Consider the following 19,641-nt stretch of genomic DNA (forward strand, 5'->3'; position numbering starts at 1 on the left):
CGTTTGACAGCGGTAACTACACCAGCTACACAATCCACAAGCAGTCCTTAAAGTTGAAGTAAGTAGGTGCGGATTCTAGCACATTATTTTTAACATCTAGCCAAACGCTACGCTAAATCACGCCCATTAGATCACATTGCTAGTCGCGCGCCTTTGCGCAGAGAGTTCCCCACGACAAGGAGCGATGATAGACTCATACTAAGTGCCGCCACTAGCGGTATCACAAATCCACATAAAGCCAGCGGGATTAACAGAGCGTTGTAGGCTAGACTTATGGCTAGATTTTGATAAATCCTTGCATAAGTCTCTCTAGCGATACTAAAGCCTGCTTGCAAGCTCGCTAGACTATCATCTAGCACAATCACATCACTTTGAGCGATGGCTATATCACTCCCAGCCCCCATAGAGACCCCCACATCAGCATTTTTGAGTGCGACAATGTCATTGAGCCCATCACCTATCATCACCACGCTAGAATCTTTATACCAACCCCCGCTACCCTTAGGCGTGTTTAAGGCTTCTTGCAAATCCTGTATATATTGCGCTTTTTGCGCTGGAAGTAGCCCGCCGTGACACTCCCCAATCCCAAGCGATTTCGCCACAGACTCTACCGCGCCAGCTCTATCACCACTAAGCAGTACGACTTGCTTGCCACTATTATGCAAATACTCTACAAGTCCTTTAGCCCCGCACTTTAACTCATCACTTATGTAGCAAATAAGCTTAAGCGATCCGTTTATGGCATAGCCAAACACGCTCATAGCGTTTAAAGGCGTTGGCTTTTGGGCTTGTGGCAATTCAGCTTTTAGCGAAAAATGCAGGAGTGGCGAAAAATCCCTGCGGTCATTACCATCTAGGTAACTCCCTTGTGATTTTCCTTGCAACCCACATTTTTCATCTAAAATCTTAGAATCGCTTGGGCTTTTACTAGAATCTAGGTTTAATTGTGTCTGCGGCGTGTTTGAACTTTGGGCGTTTTCATCGTCATTGCGAGCGGATTGAAAATCCGCGCGGCAATCTACACTAGAATCTACTTTCGTGGTTTTTTGTGTGGATTGCCGCACCATTGCTTCCGTAGTGTCTCGCAATGACGGGGAAGCTGATCTTTCACACTCAGCTCCTTTTTCTTCTTCAAAGATTCTAGGACTTGCGGCAGGGCTGTGGGAGCTTTGCAAACTTTGGGGCGGTTGAGCTGGCTTGGCAGTCGTGCCTTTCACAAAGTTTGCAACACTGCCACATTGCTCACCCAACACCGAATCTCTCACACCACTATCTAGTAAAAACTCTACGCTCCCTCCCACTATCTCCACCCCCCCATAACAAGCCTTTATGCCCCTTGAATCTTTTTGAGAAACTTTGCGCAGCTCTATGTCACGCACTATAGGGAAGCGCTTTGCCACAGCCATAGATATGGGGTGAGAAGAAAGCCGCACAAAATGCGCTAGCACATTTTCATCAAACTCCCCAAACCGCTCCATATACTGCACCTTTGGTGTACCTTTTGTGAGTGTACCGGTTTTGTCAAAGACCACCACCTTTGCGCGTGCTAGCACTTCTAAAAACCTTGCTTCTTTAAACACCAGCCCGGCTCTATACGCGCGTGAGATCCCCACCACACTAGCAATTGGCGTAGCAAGGGCTAGCGCACAAGGACAAGCAATCACAATCACAGATATAGTAATAATCAATGCTTGATCAAACCCAGAAGCCACCCACCAATACACAAACCCACCTAGCGCGATGAAAAGCACAAAACGAGAAAAATACTTCGCCAAACTATTAGCTAGATTCTGTATCCTAGGGGCGGAGCTTAGGCTCTCTTCTAGCAAGGTAATGATCTTACGCATCGTAGAATCCACATACCGCTTACGCACTTCATACACAAGCGACTTTTCTAGCACAATGCTCCCAGATAGCACTTCTTCGCCACTTTTCTTGCTCACAGGCAAACTCTCCCCTGAGAGTGAGCGCATATCTAGCAAGGCATCACTACAAGCCACCCCATCACAAGGGAGCATTTCCCCCACAGCAATATGCACTCGCTCACCTATGCACAAGTCTTTCACATCACACACCTGCAAGCCCCCAGCGCGCTCCACTCTAACCATACTTGGCAGGATATTATGTAGCTTATCAAGACTATCACCAGCAGCGCGTCTTGCACGCATTTCCAAAAACTTCCCACTAAAGACAAAGAGAATAATCATCGCCACAGATTCAAAGTAGCTCTCCCCACTGCGTGTAACACTCGCATAAATAGAGTAGATAAATGTCAAGCTCGCCCCAAAGGCGACCAAAAAGTCCATACCGATATAGCCCTGTCTAAGTCCATAATACGCCCCAGAGAAAAATACTCTCCCTGTATAAAATAACACCGGAGTAGCAAGCAAGCAAGCAACTAGATTTAGCACATCTTTCATCGAGGATTGCATACCATAGAAATACCCCACATACTGCGCGATAGCCACCATCATAATGCTCATCGTGCAAAACACCCCCACCACAAAGGAGATAAAAAAGCTCCTTTGTGCTTTTGCCAGCTGCTCTTCTTGTGCCTTTGGGTCATAGATATGAGCAATATAGCCAATAGATTCTATAAGCTCAAAAATCCTAGATAGGCTAATTTGCGTGCTATCAAAGAGAATTTTTGCTTTGTTATTTGTGTAATTGATATGCACCTTTTTAATGCCCTTTTGCATACTTAGAATATGCTCATTAAGCCAAATGCATGCTGCGCAGTGAATGCCCTCTATCACAAGGCTTACTTCATTAAGCTCGCCCACTTTTCTTGTATGTTGTTGCAAAAAGCTAAGTTCATCAAGATAGCTAAAATCTACGCGCCTTTGCCCTAGGGGAGTGAGCGTTATCTCGCCTAATCGCTCATAGAATCCGCCAAATCCACTTTGGTGCAAAAGATTATATACGCTCTTACAGCCATTGCAACAGAAATACACATCATTACCGCTAGAATCTTTACTATATGAGAGCTGGGAGAGCGGGAAACTACGCTGACAATGCGAGCATTTACAAGAAGTGTCAGCTTGAGTGAAGTCTTGCAAGCTAGACCACCATCAATGCTAGCAAGGTATATTCACACAAGATTGTCTTAGTGCTGGGATTTGTGCCATTTGCGCTACTGCAGTGGGTATGTCTTGCCCCAGTAAATTTATCATCGCGCCTAGAAGCTAGAATAAAGGATAAGAAAAACCCAAGCATACCCCCGCAGATCACTTGCGTGATTGTGTGTCTCTGAGCGTGTATCCTAGAAATCCCAACCACACCTGCAATCACTGCTGCTGGAAGCCCCAAGCGCACCCCATAACGCTTCTGCAAAAACCCCACCGCCGCAAATGCCGAAGAAGTATGCCCACTAGGGAAGCCCTCAAAACTCTCTGCATCTGGACGCTTGGATAGGCTTTGGATTTTAGGACTTAAAGGTGCACTATAATGCAAGGCATATTTAGTCGCATAGGTGCTAGCCACCACTGCCACATAGCCCACAACTTGCTGCCTAGCCCCCACAAAATCGCGCAAAATAAGCGCGTAAGCAAAGCTTGCTACTGGTAGATACTGCACCACATCGCCAAACTCACGCAACTTGATAGAACGCACAGAGTCTATAAAATCTCGCTTCTCCTGTGCCTGCTCTACCTGGCTAGCTACTAAACTGACTACTAACGCACTTAGAAAGAATAACACCTTCTTATACATAGTAAAACAAATCCTTAAGGTAAAGTTCGCACATTGTAGCGCATATTAAGAAGTTTGTGCAATCTCTTGTCATAGAGTAGCCGCATCGATTTTCTCTAGGATTTGGACTACGCGTATTGTATGCTCTACTAACTCTAGGCATATTTGCTTCCGCAGAATCTGGGTGTAAAAATGCGCGATTGAAGAAACGAGTGGTGGAGTGGGCGATAGAACTGGGTGGGTAAAAATTTGCTTATATTGCGCTGGCTTTGCAGTAGGACTTTGCAAGTTTTGAAAATTTTGAGAAAGATTAGCAAGCTCTCTATCTGTACTTTTTATAACATTTTCAATCTCGCCAAACTGCCTACCCAAAGCCGAATCTATTGAAAACAAAGTGAGCTTAGATTCTACCAGCTCATCATACACCCCCACTCCTTTCGTCCCTACAATCACCATCTCACGCACCTTTTTGGGAGAGAGCCACGAAGTATGGATAGAAATATTTGGCTCTCTAGCAAAGCCGCTAAACCCTATATCTGCTAAAGCGAGGTAGCCACTTACATCAACAAGCTTTGCACAAGGCTTCATATTCTCTAGCACTCTACCACCTAGCACATATTCCAAAATCGTCACATCGTGCAAGGCAAGATCCCACACCACACTCACTTCTTTTTGGAATCGCCCAAAACTCGCGCGCCTTGCGTGGATAGAAAAGATCTGTCCAAAGTCTTGGATATGCGCGTGTAGCCACTGCACCGCTGGCGCATATAAAAAGATATGATCACAATGTAGCACAACACCCTGCTTGCTAGCTAGCCCATAGAGCAACACACACTCTTTAGAGCTTAGTGCTAAAGGCTTTTCGACAAAGATATGTTTCTTAGATTCTAGGGCGGCTTTAGCTAAGGCAAAGTGGCTAACAGGAGGGGTGATGAGAAAAATAGCCTCCACCTGCTTATCTGCTAGTAAGGCTTCATAGCTAGGATAAATATGTAAATGCGGGTAAGCTCGGTGCACATTTTGCGCATTACCTAGGCTACTATCATACACACCTATAAGCGTAAAATCTGCTTTTTGCAATGCCTGCTTGCCAAATGGCTCTAGCACACCTAAATCCCGCGACTCTTGCGTGCTTGGATCACACAAAGCACCTAGTACTTTCTCCCCCCAATATCCACATCCTACAAGCGCACATTTCATCGTTATAAGCCTAGACTCCTAACCACACTGCCCAGAAGCATTGTATCTTTAGTCTGCGTGATCTGCACTTCATAGAGTCCTGAAGCAAGCGCACTAGAATCCACAGGGCTAGAATCTAACGCGATTTCATTGATCAATATCTCGCCATCAATTTCTAGCCCCCACCTGCGATCACGCGCACTATAAAAATACTCACTTACAGCACTTTTGGATTCTATAAATGCCTGCATTTTCGTGCCTTGCAGGGCTTTAGCGCGCTCTTTTGCCTGCTTGACTAAAAGCTTTTGCAAGATAGCAAGTCTCGCGTTAATCACCTTAGTAGGGATCGTGCCACTCATCGTGTGCGCTAGCGTGCCTTCTTCACTAGAGAAAGCAAAGAGATTGACACGATCAAACACTCCTTGCGCTAGAAACTCGCGTAGCTCTTCAAACTCCCTCTCACTCTCACCCGGATGCCCTACGATAAAAGTGCTGCGTAAAAACGCATTTGGCGCGCTTTTCATAAGATTTAGTAGCTCTAAGACTTGCGCACTAGTATGGTTGCGCCGCATTCGTTTGAGCATAGAATTTGCAATATGCTGTATAGGCATATCAAAGTAGTTTTGCACAATGGGTGAGTCAATCATCGCTTCGATGAGTTTGGGGCTTGTGGTAGTGGGGTAGAGATAGTGTATCCTAGCGTTTTTTGCTAGATTTTGAGCATCTAGGGCTTTAATGAGCTGGGTTAAGCCCTCACTTTGCCCCTGATCGCGCAAGTAGGAGCTAGAATCTTGGGCAATGAAGCTAAAATCTACAAAGCCTTCTTTAGAGAGATTTTCTACCTCTTGCAAGATAGATTCTATGCTGCGCGATTGTAGCTTGCCCTTAAAGCTTGGGATCGCGCAAAAGGAGCAGTGTTGGTTACAGCCCTCTGCTAGCTTGATATAGGCGTGTAGGCGTGAGTTTGCTATGACTCGCTTATGCTTCTCATCTGCTAAAAAGACCTTATCACTACTAGAGAGAATCTTGGATTCTAAGGGGACTTGCTTGGGACGATCAGGCGCACTAGGGGTAGTATAGAAGCGCGGGAGTACAAAGCCCTTTTGCTCTAAGAGCGTATCAATCTTGGCATAATCTCGCACACCGATGATTAGATCTATCTCTGGGATTTCTTGCTCTAGCTCTTTAGCATATCGCTCACTTAGACAGCCACTTACTACAAGCAGTGCGCCATTTTTGCGCGCATTTGCCGCCTCTAAAATCGTTTGAATACTCTCTTGCTTTGCTGCGTGGATAAAGCCACAAGTATTGATGATAATCACATCTGCCTGTGCGATTTCGTCGCTTATTTCGCACGCGCTAAGTCTCCCTAGCATAACCTCACTATCAACAAGATTTTTGGTGCAGCCAAGAGAAATTAAATGCAATAATGGTCGCATCACTAGAGCATTTTTTGCGTTTTAAGCGCAGTGAAAAAGCTTGCATTCCCCGCCCCATCAAATCTTCGTAGCCCAAGCGCATCTAAGCTAAGCTCAAGCGCGTTTATAGCATAGCTTGCTTCATAGATGTGGATAAGCCCCATATGATTGATACGGAAAATACTATCTTTAATGTGATCTTGCCCAGCAGCGACATTGACCCCTAGAGCTTTCATACTCTGGCGGATTTTGGCAGAGTCTGCGTGCGCTATGGCACTCATTGCTAGGGCTGGGGATTTGGGATAAAGGCTTAAACCTAGCGCGCTTATAGCTTCACGCGTAGCTAGAGAGATGGCTTTAGTGTGCGTATATGCGCGCTCAAAGCCCTGTGTTAGCAAGGTAGAATCTAGTTCTTTCGCGCTAGATTCTAGGGCGGAGTCTAAGTTGGCATTAGCTAGAGCTTGGACTATTTCAAAATACCGCACAAGCCCAGTGATAAGCGTGGTGGGTGCAGTCCAAGCAGTGGTGTTTTTGCGCTGGTTTTTTAGCTCTGTAAGGAAGCTGAAGTAAAGCCCGCCCCTATGTGTAGGGCGACTCTCTAGCACTTCTAATGCTCTTTTTGAAAGCCCGATAATACTCATACCCGGTGGTAGCATAAATGCCTTTTGACTCCCACCAAGTAGCACATCAATATGTGTAGTATCAAGCGACTCAACGCCCATAGCTGTAATAGCATCAGCGATGATGATAATATCCTGCTTATATGTCTTCACTTCGCGCGCGATTTGCTCTAAAGGCAAACGCAAACCTCCAGCAGACTCGCATACCTGCAATGCTAGGGTATCAATGCTAGGGTCTTTTTGCAGTGCCTCTAGCACTTCTTGCGCGCTTATAGGCGTGTCCCACTCCCTTGTAAGCTCGGCGTGAGGAAGATTGTTTGCTAGTGCAATCTTCCCCCACCTTTGCCCAAATTTCCCACAGCTAATGCTAAATAGCTTACTGTGGCAAAACTGCAGCACGCTTGCCTCCATAGCTCCTGTACCACTGCTTGCTAGCATTAGCACTTCTTCCATATTGAGCATAGTTTGTAACCCAAGTCTAGCCTTGGCAAAAATGCTTTCAAACTCTTTGGTGCGATGGTGAAGTGTGGGGGTCGCCATTGCTTGACGGATAGATTCTGGCGTAGGGGTTGGTCCGGGGGTGAAAAGTAGCATAGCAGTCCTTATTGCGCTAGATTTATGAAAAGGGATTATAACATTTATTATATAATGCCAGCCCAGCGATTGCGATGGCATTGGCTTTTGCCATATCACAAAAGTCAAATCCCCAAAACCTAAAAGGATATTATGATGAAAGCACTCCTTAGCGTAAGCGACAAAACCGGTATTGTGGAGTTTGCTAGAGAGCTTACAAAGCTTGGGTTTGAAATCTTATCCACAGGCGGGACACTTAAAGTCCTTATTGATTCTAATATAAAAGCCACAGAAGTAAGCTCCTATACACAAAGCCCAGAGCTCTTTGATGGTAGGGTCAAAACGCTACACCCTAAAATCCACGGAGGTATTTTGCACCGCAGAGATAATGCACAAGATATAGAGCAAGCAAAGGCACATAACATAGAGCCTATCGATCTTGTATGTGTCAATCTCTATCCATTTTATGAAACAACACAGCGCACTAATGACTTTGATGAAATTATAGAAAATATCGACATAGGCGGTCCTAGTATGGTGCGCGCCGCAGCCAAAGCATATAAATCTGTGCTAGTAATCACTAGCCCTAGCGACTATCCTACAATCATCAATGCCCTAAAGATCGGGGGGAACACTCTAGAGCTACGAGAACAAATGATGATAAAAGCCTTTAGCCATACAGCCCACTATGATGCGACCATTGCTAACTATATGAATACACGCTTTTATGAAGGCTTTGGGGAGAGTGTGTTTATCAGCGGGAAAAGAGTGCTGCAAACACGCTATGGTGAGAACCCCCACCAAAAAGGCGCACTCTATGAGTTTGATAGCTTTTATAGCACAAATCTCCATATCCTAAAGGGCGAGCCAAGCTTCAACAACTTTACTGACATTCATAGCGCGGTGCGACTAGCAGCGAGCTTTGGAGACAAAAAGGCAGTAAGTATCATCAAGCATGGCAATCCTTGTGGCTTTGCGATGAAAGATAGCCTACTAAAGTCCTACCAAAACGCGCTAGCGTGTGATAGTATAAGCGCATATGGAGGCGTGGTAGCGGTAAATGGCGTGGTGGATAAGGCTTTGGCGCAAGAGATGAGTAAGACATTTATCGAAGTGCTAGTGGCAAGTGATGTTACCCAAGATGCCTTAGAGATTTTCGCCCCCAAAAAGAGGATGAAAATTTTCACTCTTCCATATCATAGCCATAGTCAAAATCTAGATTCTAGCTCCGTAGGCTGCACTAACGCACTAGCAGAATCTACGCCAGCCCTAGCTCTACTACTAGATCCTATGGACTTTAAGCATATTAGTGGAGGGTTTGTCTATCAACAGAGTGATTGTATCACAAGCGATGAAATAGCAAATAGCAAATGCCAAGGCAAGGTTAGAGCAGATTCTAGCACACTACAAGACTTACATATCGCCTATGTGGTCGCCGCACTTACTAAATCCAACTGCATAGCCTATGTCAAAGATGGCGCGCTACTTGCCATTGGTATGGGTATGACAAGTAGGGTTGATGCCCAGCGCACTGCTCTTGCTAAAGCGCGTGATATGGGGCTTGATACCACAGGATGCGCTATGGCAAGTGAAGCATTTTTCCCATTCCGCGATAGTGTGGATCTAGCCGCACAAGCAGGCGTGCGTGCCATAATCCAACCCGGCGGTAGCCTGCGCGATGAAGAGGTCATAGCTGCAGCAAATGAGCATAATATCGCGCTGTATTTTACAGGCGTACGACACTTCTTGCACTAGAATCTAGCAAATGATCCCAAAGACCTTACACAAAGAATGGATAGAGCTTTTGACCGATGAGTTTGATAAACCATACTTCACCTATATCATCAAGCAATACACCCTAGCCAAATCCCAAGCCACCATCTTCCCCCCTAGCGATAAAACTTTCCACGCGCTTAATCTCACGCCACCTTCAAAAGTGCGCGTAGTAATCCTAGGGCAAGACCCCTACCATGGTAGCGAAATGATTGATGGCATAGAAGTCCCCCAAGCTATGGGACTGAGTTTTAGTGTGCCTAAAGGTGTAGCTATCCCGCCAAGCTTGCGTAATATTTATAAAGAGCTAGAATCTAGTCTAGGCGTGCTAGCCCCAAGTCACGGCGATCTAAGCGCGTGGGCGCATAGGGGTGCGCTGCTGCTTAATGCAATCCTTAGTGTAGAGAAGCACAAAGCCGCCTCACATAGGCATTTTGGCTGGGAGAACTTTAGCGATGCGATTATTAGCAAGCTCTCAATGCAGTATCAAGGTATTGTATTTATGCTTTGGGGCAATTATGCGCGCAAAAAGGCGGCGCTTATAGATTCTAGTAAGCACTACATCATAGAAGCTCCACATCCAAGCCCCCTAGCGCAAGGATTTGTGGGCAGTGGAGTGTTTTTACAAGCGCGAAGTGCGTTTCAAGCAATGGGCAAAGAGTCATTTGATTGGAGTCTCACTTAAAATAAATCCGCCTAAATCTAATGGAATCTACAAGCTAGATTCTAGGTAAATAAAACAACTCGCCTCATTCCTAAAGGGCTTTGTAATGACAGCTTTGTAGATTCTAGCTTACCTGTCATTACAAAGCTGATTTATCGACATAGCAAGCTAATAGAATCTACTTTTTCTCGGGGCTTGCTGGCGGGCTTTGGCGTTTGTGTTTAGCAGGAGAGCTAGGCTTTTTGGCAGAGCTTTTGGTGGAATTTTTTAGCATAGAGTAAGTCTCTATCCTACGCAAGATTCGCTCAAAGCCTTTAGAATCATTAGCATAGATTCTAGGTGAGTAATCATTGTGGCTTGGTATAGAGCTAATACTCGCTGGAATCACGCTATGCACTAGCACAAAGTCACCTAGCTCATCAACTCTCTTTAGCTCATTGATAAAAGGCTTTTGCAAATAGGCTTCTTGCGCACACGCATCAAAGCGTAAATCCTCTATAAACTCACGCCTTTTGCGAGCATCATCTAGCTTGATGAAACGCGTTTGATAAATCATCGTGTCTTTATCAGCTGGGTTTTTCGCCCCACCATAGATGAAATTCCCTAGGCTATATACGATTTTTTTGCCCTTATACTCTTCTATACCTTGCAAGACATGGGGGTGATGTCCTATCACCATATCCGCGCCAGCATCAATAGTAAAGTGCGCGAGCTCTCTTTGCGCTGCATTTGGGTAGTGCTGTCGCTCTTCTCCCCAATGAAAAGTAAAAATAACAATATCCGCACCCTGCTCTTTGAGCAGTTTAATCTCTTTTGCCACTTGGGATTTAATGCCTAAATTCCAGCCCCTATGTCCAGCTAGTCCAAAGTTTATGCCATTAATCTTATAAATATGCACAATACCCTCACCAAAGACAGCAAGACCTTGCGCACGCAAATGCTTAATCGTATCTTCAAACCCCTCTTTACCATAATCGCGCGAGTGGTTGTTGGCAATATTCATCGCTTCAAAGCCGGCAGTAGTTAGAATCTCGGCATATTTTGAGGCACCCTTGAAAGAAAATGGCTTGTCAAAGGCGTTTTTCAAGGACTTATCACTAAGCACACCCTCCATATTTCCAATGCTTAAATCATCGCTCTCTAGCACTTCGCGCACCCCAAGGGAAAAATACCCCAAATCCTCGCTAACTTCGGCAAACTTGGCATTAAATGTCGCCCCAGAACTACCCTTATAATCTCCTAGCACATTATCCCCCACAAAGCTTAGCAACGCCTGTGGCTCAATATGTGGCACGCACGCTTGTGATGTGGTTAGGAAGATTTTCTTACTCCCTAGACTAAGATCTTGTGGCTGCAAATGCGTAGGAACATCATCATACTTGGGAGCACAAGCACTAATATATGCCGCTATACTCATAAGCGCGCACACTAGAAAGCTTGAGCGCAAAGCCCTAGATCTAATGCGTATTAAAAGTGATGATAAAAGGGCGTTATACCACATGCTACTTTTTCATAATCTCTAGCGCGCGTAAAAAGCTTAGCGATTCTAGCTGCATGCCTGTAGCCATATTTTTAAGCGTAAAAGTATGGCTTATAAACTCATTTTCCCCGATGATTAGGCAGTATTCGTGCCCTTTGTTATTGGCATAAGCAAGCTGCTTTCTAAGCTTTTGTGCTTCGGGATAGACTTCTGTGTAGATTCCACTGCGACGCAAGGACTCTGCAACTTTATGCGCAAAGCCTAGATAAGAACTATCCATACACGCAATAAGGGTGCGCGCACTTGTACTTCTACCCTGCAATAACCCTAACTCCTCTAATGCCGCTAGCAATCGATCTAGCCCAATGCTCGCCCCCACACCGCTTAATGACTCTTTAGAAAAAGATTTTGTGAGATTATCATACCGCCCACCAGAGCAGACACTACCGATATTTTTAAGTCGATTTAGTGTAGTTTCATATACAATGCCTGTGTAGTAACCAAGCCCCCTAGCAATGGAGAAATCTACGCGACATCTTGACTGATCCATCTCAAGATCTTTGATGATAGAAAACATTTCTTCAAGCTCTTCTAGTCCCTTTTTTAGCTCATCATTCCACACTTTCATATATGCCACAGAGTCTAAAAACTCATCAATAGCAATGGTCTGTCGCATTGTAATAATGCTTAGCACTTCGCTAATCTCACTAGAATCCACAAGCTCTTCTAGCTCCTTTGCCACGCCTTCTTGCCCAATTTTTTCTAGCTTATCAATGGTACGCAAAAATCGCTCAATTTCTGTGATACCAAAGTGCTTACAAATCCCATTTAGGATACTTCTGTGATTGACCCAAATGGTAAAGTCATCGATATTTAGTGTAGCTAGAGAAGCATAAATGACTTGGATAATCTCCGCATCACAAGCGATAGAGTCACTCCCAATGAAGTCAAAATCACATTGCGTAAATTCCCTATATCTACCTCTCTGCGCTCTCTCTCCACGGAAGACATTCCCAATAGCGAAGCGTTTAAATGGCAAATCAAGTTCGTTTCTATACTGCGAGATGAAGCGCGCTAAAGGCACGGTTTGATCAAAACGCAAAACGACATCGCGCCCGCCGTGATCCTTGAAGCGATAAAGCTCTTTTTGTATCTCATCACTCCCGTGTTTGACCAAAATATCTGCATACTCTAAATGCGGAGTCTCTATGGGTGCAAAGCCAAAGCTCTCAAACACACAAGAGAGCTTTTGCAAAAGTTTCTCCTTTGCCATTGCTTCTTTAGGAAGACGATCGCGGAAGCCACTAAGCGTGCGCGGAACGATAAGCGATGTATCTGCCATATACTACTCCAAGCCAGAATCTAAAAGCTCGATATTACAACAAAGTTGCTAAAATTATCATTTAGCTAGGCACTAGCCCACAAGCCACAAAGGAGACCCTATAGAGCCTACAATCCCAAGCCCCATAATCATTATGCGTCTGCCAAATTGGCTAGGTGATGGCGTGATGAGCACACCTTGTATTGAGTTGCTCTTAACGCACTTTCCTAATGCGAGACTCTGCTTAATCGCACCTAAGAGTATCCTAGAGCTTTTTAGCGCGGATTCTCGCATATATGCCTGCTTTGAAGATACTACAAAGCAATCCAAAAACCGCCTAAAAGCCACTTGGCAGCTAGGGCGTGCAATTAGATCTAAGCTAGAATGTAAAGGTGGCATAGATATAGCCATCACACTTACTAATCACTTTTATAGCGCACTTTTGCTCTATGCCTGTGGATCTAGAGTGCGCATAGGCTATAAGCGGGGTATTGGGAATATGCTCTTAACCCATAAGCTAGCTAAAGAAAGGGAGCTTCATCAAGTAGAGAGCTATGTGCGCTTGCTTGATTTGCTCCCACAAACAAAATCCAAAAAGCTAGATTCTAGCCTAAAGGCTACGATCCCATCGTTGCGACTTTGCGTAGCACCTAAGCAGATTGTAGAATCTAAGCCCTTGCGCATAGGGCTAAATCCGGGAGCAGCCTATGGAAGTGCTAAATGCTGGGACAAGGAGCATTATGCGCGAGTGGGAGCGCACTTTGTGGCTTTAGGGGCGGAAGTGGTGATATATGGGGTGGAAGCGGATAGGAAGCTGGCAGAAGAGATTATTGCTTCAATAGATTCAGCCTTGGGTGAGCAATGTGGCAGTGTTGTGGATTTTGTGGAAGGCACGACCACCAAAGTTGCTAACCTTTGCCACAAAGCGCAAAGTCCTCACAGCTCCACTGCAAATCCTAGAATCCTTGAAGAAAAAAGCCAAGCACAGGGCAAAAACCAAACCACACTAGAATCTAAAAAGTTAGATTCTAGCTTTTTAGCATCATTGCAAGCCACAACCAAGCAAAAGCCAACACTAGCACCCACCATAATCAATGCTTGCGGACAAACAACTATTCCCACTCTTCTCCAAGAGCTACAAGCCTTAGATCTCTTCATTACCAATGATAGTGGCTCTATGCACATCGCAACAGCCCTAGAAGTACCTATGGTGGCAATATTTGGTCCTACAAATATGACTGAAACTGCGCCATGGCAGGCTAAAAACTGCATTTTGCTAAATCTCAAGCTACCCTGTGCGCCGTGTAAAAAGCGTGTGTGCCCACTAGGACATCACAAGTGTATGAAAGACTTGCACCCAGAAATAGTTCTCCAAGCTGCTCACAAGCTCCTAGACACTCATCAAGCCTCTAGCAATCAAGCCCAAACCCTAGATTAAGGAGAATCTATGCTGATTGATTTTGCCCATCAAGGAGCTTTGACCAAATATCGTATCCTTAGTAATACTATAACCCCGCGCCCTATCGCGTGGATCAGCACCATTAGCCAAAGTGGCACAAGCAATCTAGCTCCCTTTAGTTTTTTTAGCGTGATAAGCTCTAATCCTACAATTTTTAGCCTGTGCATTGGTACAAAGTCTAATGGCGAGCATAAAGACACCTTGCGCAATCTCCTAGATACAAAAAAAGCTACGATCAATCTAATAATGGTAGATTTGCTCCCCCAGCTAGAGCAAAGCTCCCAAGAACTACCCTATGACACAAGCGAGGCAAGTACATTTGCCATTAACTTGCAAGCTGTGCATACGCAGTATCCACCCATAGTCCAAGATGTCAAAGTAGCATATTTTTGCGATTTAGTAGAGATAAAGAGCTTTGGTGGAAGCGATACAAGCGTGTTTTTAGAAGCAAAGGAGTGCTTCATTGATGATGTGATTTATAGAGAAGATCTACTATTTTTGCCCCCGCATTTAGGGCGTGTGGGGAAGTATTATCTGCAAGTAAGCGAGCTAATAGACCCCAACAAGCCCTAAGTAATAACAATGGCAAAGCTGCTTTGACAAGCCACGCCACTTACCCAAATAAGTGCACAAACTAGCCAACACCTAGCAAACCTAAATCCCTGTGCTACTTCACGGCAATAAATGTCGCAAAATTCACCCACTTAAACAATACTTCCACACTAGCAAACCCAGCCTCCTTAAGTAAGGCAAGATTTTCCTCTAAGCTATAGGGCACAAGCACATTTTCTAAGGCTTCTCTTTTGGCAGAAATCTCACTTTTGGTGTAGCCATTATGAGCTTTGTATTGGTGGTAGTAGGAGATCATTTGCGCATCAAGGCTTGGATTGTGGCTTATGGTCTTTTCACTAAGGATTAGCACGCCACTAGATTCTAGGGCATTATGGAGTGTGGCAAGAAGCCTTGCGCGCAGAGGTGGGCGGATAAACTGCAAGGTATAGTTAGCGATAAAGCCTTGCGCACTTTGGTAGGGGAAATCCATAATATCTGCACAAATGAAGCTAATTGCTGCATTATATGCCCTAGCCTTTCGGCGGGCTTGATCAATCATCGCTTGAGAGCTATCTAGCCCGATTAGCTCGCCACTTACTTGCTCGCTTAGTGCTAGCAGGGTGTTGCCCGTAGAGCAACCTAGATCATAGATTCTACCCTGTTTAACAAAGGTAGATAAAAAGTCTATACAGAGCTTTTGGGTATCTTTGTAGTAGGGGATTGATCGAGCAAGCATATCATCAAAGACACTTGCGACTTCTTCGTTAAAGACAAATTTATGCTGTTTTTTGCTTTGAAATATCTTATCTTTTGCCATCTTGCGCTCCAAAAGTTGCGATTATAGCAAGTAAGCTCTATGTGGTAATTTAATATCACACGAGTTTTAAGTATAATATGCCTTTTAGATTCTACACAAGGCTTCATTATGCAGTTTATGGCAAATTTTAAATGCAACCACACCGCGCGCTCTGTGCAAGAATATTTCACTACTTTACACACGCTTGGGTTCTCGCAAGAATTCTTGCGCAAGCACGAGCTGGTGTTTTTCCCACAAGCCCTAAGTCTTCAAACTGCTAAAGACTTCGCCCCTTGGGCAGAAATTGGCGCACAAAATGCCTACCCCGCCTTTAATGGAGCTTTCACAGGAGAAATTGGCGCACAAGCCCTAGAGTCTATGAGCGTGCGCACTATACTTATTGGGCATAGTGAGCGGCGAAGCTTGCTCAATGAATCTCAAGAATTTATCGCAAGGAAGTTTGCATTTTTCGCTAAGCTTGGGTTTTTCATCGTGTATTGCGTAGGGGAGCCTTTAGGCGTACGACAACAGGGAGAAAAAGCAGTGCAAGACTATCTGCAAGCACAATTTGCAAACATAGATTTAGAAGCTACACGCGTAAGTGTGGCATATGAGCCCATTTGGGCAATTGGCACAGGCAGAAGTGCTAGTGTGCGAGAAATCGCTCAAACCCACACATTTTTACGCACATTAACACAAAGTCCGCTTCTTTATGGTGGTAGCGTCAATGCTGATAATGTTAGAGAGATTCTCACAATCTCCAATGTTAATGGCGTGCTAGTAGGTAGCGCATCGCTAGATGCCAAAAGCTTCCATACAATCACACAAAACGCACTTTTATGATCTCTAGATATTAATTAAGGAGTAGTATGCAACCTCTTTTTCTCTCTTCTATCATCGATATGCTCGGTATCACAAGCCCGATTACAAGAGATTTTCAAATATCTTCCTTAACGCCCCTAGAACACGGAACAAAAGACGATATAAGCTATATCGATCAGCCCAAATACTTCGCTTCTCTACCTAGCTCACAAGTAGGCGCTGTGCTTGTGCGAGAGCGCGACTACCTAGCGCATAAAGAGCTTTTCCCACCCCATACACAAGCCTTATTTGTCCAAAATCCACACCTAGCTTTTGCCAAACTCTCTCAATGCTTCGCTCAAAGTGAGTTCGCCAACCCTTTAGAGCCCACACTCTATGACCCAAGCAAGCCCACAGGCTCCCAAAGCGCGCACATCCACCCAAGCGCGCAAATTATGCAAGGGGTGCATATTGGTGCTAATGTGCATATTGGTGCTAGAAGCTGCATAATGCCCGGTGTTGTGCTAAGTGATGAGGTGCGCATCGGCGATGATTGTAAAATCTATCCAAATGTCGTTATCTATCGCCAGAGCATTATAGGTAATCGTGTCAATATCCACGCGGGTAGCATAATTGGTAGCGATGGCTTTGGCTATGCGCATACAGATTCTGGGGAGCATTGCAAAATCGAGCATAATGGCATTGTAGAAATCGGTGATGATGTAGAGATCGGCGCAAGCGTTACTATTGATCGTGCAGTATTTGGGACAACGATGATTAAGCGCGGTAGCAAAATCGACAATCTTGTGCAAATTGGGCATAACTGCGTAATTGGCGAGCATTCATTGCTTGTCTCACAAGTGGGGCTTGCTGGCTCCACAACCACTGGGCGCAATGTCGTAATGGGTGGGCAAGCAGGCACAGGGGGACATATACACATTGGCGATTTTGTGCAAGTGGCGGGGCGTGGAGCTGTGGGAAAAAACTTGCCCCCAAACACTAAATGGGGCGGACACCCACTAATGCCACTTGATGAGTGGATGAAATTCTATGTTTCACTAAGAAGAATGCTGAAAAAGTCTTAGATTCTAGCTACAATCTAGCCTATATTAGGATCCGCTATATTCTAGCTTGCTTGTCTTAGTAGTCCATCACACAAGCGTAGATTCTTATGGATTCTAAAGAAACATCAGCTTACTCGTTTTCCAAGGCAATTTTGCTACGCCTGTTTTCTTAGCAATCCACATCCTTGTCTTTCTGATCATTATGAAGTTTGCTCCGCAAATCGTAGCAAGAGTATAGAGCCCACTCCCCTAGATTCTAGCATTGCTTGAGATAAGTTTTCTTCAAGGAGAGAGTAGGGGCTTGAGTTTGCAAGAACTCTCCTACCACTTATTTGTTTCTTCACACGCACATTGTGCTTGATCAATAAACTCCTATCATAGAATCTATCAACGACAAAAATAAGTAGGACTAGTAAAGAGTCAAACTCTTTACTACTTCTTCAGCGCGATGGCTTCTTTCACCAAATCATCGCCGGTATTAAACGCCTTAGCATTCATCGAATAACCACGCTGATATAAGATAAGATTTGTGAGTGCATTACCCACATCGACATTGCTTGTCTCTAGGTATTTATGCTTGATTTGTCCAAACTTTAGATTCCCCTCGTTGTTCCAGCCTAAGATTGGATTCCCACTTAGGATTCTGTTTTCCCCACCTAGCGCGTTTGTCCCTAGGCTATAGACATTATCACCCATTTTCTTAAGCCCTTGATCATTGACAAATGCCACAACGCCAAGACGCCCCATAGGCTCACTCACACCATTACTGAAGGCTAGAAAAATAATGCCATTTTCATCAATTCTAATATCCTTGAGCGAGCCTTCTGCTTTGCCATCTTGACTTGCTTCAAGCATCTTAGAATCCTCATAAGGCAGATTCCTTGAAGTGTATTTATCGCTACCCACGATTGAATAGGTGATTTTGGAGTCTTTGAAGTCAATCTCCATAGGTGCGGACTCTGGCTTGCCATCTTTGTCGAATGTTAGCTCTTGCGTTATAGACTCTTTGCTTATCATAAACTCGCCATTAAAGTCATAGACCGCACTTTGCACAAGCCATTTTTGCGGGATTGGTGGCGTGCCTGTGGGATCGCCCGCATCAATTAGATAATACTCACTTTTTAGCAAAAACTTCGCGCCATCTTCATCATAAATATCAAGCGAAGTGGTGTAGGTGGCGATTTTTAAGTCCTTGGACTGCAGCTGTTCATCTTGAGCGAGCGGGACAGCAGAAGTGTTAATACCTATGCGATTAGAGAGTGCGCCACCAATTGTTACTTCTAGTGTTTGATTTTGGGGGTTTTTAACATTAAAGGCTAGATTCCCGCGCGCCCCAAGTGTTGGGCTAAGCTCTAACCCGCTTTTTTTAAAAAGCTCCATAAGATCGCCTATAGTACGAAACTCATTAGCACTCGCTCCGCCACTTCCATAAGTAAAGCGTAGGTTCTCTTCACTCTGACTGCCTTCTTCCCCCTTTTTGATTGTGATGATAATATCCCTAAATGCGCGTGGGTCAAACGGCTGCCCATCATCATCAGCAAAAGAGGCGACATCTTGGCTTTTCACACGCGACTCATCAATCACACCATTTGGCACGAGAAACTCCTGCGCACTTTTAAAGTTAGATTTTGCATTGAGATTGACAGCCACATCGACCTTGGTTGTTACCACTGGGTGGAATTTAAGCTCTTGGGGGATTTGCAGTGGCTGCATTTGCCCGCTTGGTAGCGTAGAGAGGTCTTGCTCGCTAGCACTTGAAGTAAAGATCCCATTGCTAATTTTACTGAGATTGACCCCATAGACATACTGCCCACTAGAAGTTACCAAATACCCATCAGAGTCGCGATTGAAGCTACCATTGCGCGTGAAAAATATAGGCTGGGGCATTTCATAACCATCTTCTTTGACTGCAAAGCTTCCATCTTGCTTCTCCCCCACAACAAACCAACCTTTCCCCATATAGGCGACATCAAACTGCCCATCGCTTGGGTGGTAGTTGCCGTTTTTTGTAGAAATAGCATTGCTTGCACCTGTGGCTCCATAGGAGCGGTCGTTGTTGGTGATGGTGTTGGAGTTTAACGCGTCCATTTGTGCGCTAAAGAGATTCTTAAACTCTGGGACATTTTCTTTAAAACCATTGGTATTGACATTAGCGATATTGTTTGCAATAGAGTCTAGCCCAAATTGGTGGGTTTTCATACCGCTATAAGAGTTTAAAATCGTATCATTCATAGCCACGGGTGTCTCCTTA

General features: G+C 44.8%; 16 protein-coding genes. 6 read left to right on the forward strand and 10 right to left on the reverse strand.

The genetic code is table 11. The features are described 5' to 3' along the window. Positions 1 to 131: 131 nt before the first annotated feature. The 5 genes from IKB69_RS07410 to IKB69_RS07430 all read right to left on the reverse strand — a co-directional run bounded on the left by IKB69_RS07410 (position 132) and on the right by IKB69_RS07430 (position 7,501). Positions 132 to 3,059, reverse strand: a complete 2,928-nt coding sequence (locus tag IKB69_RS07410) for a heavy metal translocating P-type ATPase (protein ID WP_290947918.1) — start codon at positions 3,057 to 3,059, stop codon at positions 132 to 134. A gap of 1 nt (position 3,060) precedes the next feature. Next, complete coding sequence (locus IKB69_RS07415) at positions 3,061 to 3,711, reverse strand: phosphatase PAP2 family protein (protein WP_290947920.1); 651 nt, start codon at positions 3,709 to 3,711, stop codon at positions 3,061 to 3,063. 69 nt (positions 3,712 to 3,780) lie between these two features. Beyond that, positions 3,781 to 4,890 (reverse strand): Gfo/Idh/MocA family oxidoreductase, encoded by a 1,110-nt coding sequence (locus IKB69_RS07420; protein ID WP_290947922.1) that lies wholly within the window; start codon positions 4,888 to 4,890, stop codon positions 3,781 to 3,783. Between the two features lie 2 nt (positions 4,891 to 4,892). Beyond that, positions 4,893 to 6,308 carry a 30S ribosomal protein S12 methylthiotransferase RimO gene (gene rimO, locus IKB69_RS07425; protein WP_290947924.1) on the reverse strand — a complete coding sequence of 472 codons (1,416 nt, stop codon included), beginning with the start codon at positions 6,306 to 6,308 and terminating at the stop codon, positions 4,893 to 4,895. A gap of 2 nt (positions 6,309 to 6,310) precedes the next feature. Further along, positions 6,311 to 7,501, reverse strand: a complete 1,191-nt coding sequence (locus IKB69_RS07430) for an aminotransferase class V-fold PLP-dependent enzyme (RefSeq protein ID WP_290947926.1) — start codon at positions 7,499 to 7,501, stop codon at positions 6,311 to 6,313. A gap of 135 nt (positions 7,502 to 7,636) precedes the next feature. On the opposite strand from IKB69_RS07430, the gene purH reads away from it, so the two are divergent. Both purH and ung read left to right on the forward strand, forming a co-directional pair. Next, entirely contained in the window at positions 7,637 to 9,235 is a 1,599-nt protein-coding gene (gene purH, locus IKB69_RS07435; RefSeq protein WP_290947965.1) for a bifunctional phosphoribosylaminoimidazolecarboxamide formyltransferase/IMP cyclohydrolase, read from the forward strand. 10 nt (positions 9,236 to 9,245) lie between these two features. Further along, positions 9,246 to 9,938, forward strand: a complete 693-nt coding sequence (gene ung, locus IKB69_RS07440; RefSeq protein WP_290947928.1) for a uracil-DNA glycosylase — start codon at positions 9,246 to 9,248, stop codon at positions 9,936 to 9,938. 157 nt (positions 9,939 to 10,095) lie between these two features. Here the strand turns inward: ung and IKB69_RS07445 are convergent, their stop codons facing one another. After that, entirely contained in the window at positions 10,096 to 11,418 is a 1,323-nt protein-coding gene (locus IKB69_RS07445) for a CapA family protein (protein ID WP_290947930.1), read from the reverse strand. Position 11,419: 1 nt separating this feature from the next. Beyond that, positions 11,420 to 12,739, reverse strand: a complete 1,320-nt coding sequence (hisS, locus tag IKB69_RS07450; protein WP_290947932.1) for a histidine--tRNA ligase — start codon at positions 12,737 to 12,739, stop codon at positions 11,420 to 11,422. Positions 12,740 to 12,872: 133 nt separating this feature from the next. Here hisS and IKB69_RS07455 point away from each other — a divergent pair, with 133 nt between their 5' ends. Continuing rightward, positions 12,873 to 14,156 (forward strand): glycosyltransferase family 9 protein, encoded by a 1,284-nt coding sequence (locus IKB69_RS07455; RefSeq protein ID WP_290947934.1) that lies wholly within the window; start codon positions 12,873 to 12,875, stop codon positions 14,154 to 14,156. Positions 14,157 to 14,165: 9 nt separating this feature from the next. Further along, the gene (locus tag IKB69_RS07460) at positions 14,166 to 14,750 is read left to right on the forward strand and encodes a flavin reductase (protein WP_290947936.1); all 585 of its coding nucleotides are present in this window, start codon (positions 14,166 to 14,168) and stop codon (positions 14,748 to 14,750) included. 94 nt (positions 14,751 to 14,844) lie between these two features. On the opposite strand, the gene cmoA is transcribed toward IKB69_RS07460, so the two are convergent. Next, positions 14,845 to 15,546, reverse strand: coding sequence for a carboxy-S-adenosyl-L-methionine synthase CmoA (gene cmoA / locus IKB69_RS07465; protein WP_290947938.1), 702 nt, complete (start codon positions 15,544 to 15,546; stop codon positions 14,845 to 14,847). A 108-nt stretch (positions 15,547 to 15,654) separates the two neighbouring features. Between cmoA and IKB69_RS07470 the strand changes: the two genes are divergently transcribed. Continuing rightward, a complete protein-coding gene (locus IKB69_RS07470; RefSeq protein WP_290947941.1) occupies positions 15,655 to 16,368 on the forward strand; it encodes a triose-phosphate isomerase in 714 nt (237 codons plus the stop codon). A gap of 26 nt (positions 16,369 to 16,394) precedes the next feature. Further along, the gene (gene lpxD, locus IKB69_RS07475) at positions 16,395 to 17,411 is read left to right on the forward strand and encodes a UDP-3-O-(3-hydroxymyristoyl)glucosamine N-acyltransferase (protein WP_290947942.1); all 1,017 of its coding nucleotides are present in this window, start codon (positions 16,395 to 16,397) and stop codon (positions 17,409 to 17,411) included. Between the two features lie 179 nt (positions 17,412 to 17,590). Here lpxD and IKB69_RS07480 read toward each other — a convergent pair whose 3' ends face one another. Both IKB69_RS07480 and IKB69_RS07485 read right to left on the reverse strand, forming a co-directional pair. Then, positions 17,591 to 17,755, reverse strand: coding sequence for a hypothetical protein (locus IKB69_RS07480; RefSeq protein ID WP_290947944.1), 165 nt, complete (start codon positions 17,753 to 17,755; stop codon positions 17,591 to 17,593). 67 nt (positions 17,756 to 17,822) lie between these two features. Continuing rightward, entirely contained in the window at positions 17,823 to 19,622 is a 1,800-nt protein-coding gene (locus IKB69_RS07485; RefSeq protein ID WP_290947946.1) for a flagellar hook-basal body complex protein, read from the reverse strand. Positions 19,623 to 19,641 lie beyond the last annotated feature (19 nt).

The organism is Helicobacter sp. (genome assembly GCF_017502485.1).
Taxonomy (GTDB): domain Bacteria; phylum Campylobacterota; class Campylobacteria; order Campylobacterales; family Helicobacteraceae; genus Helicobacter_B.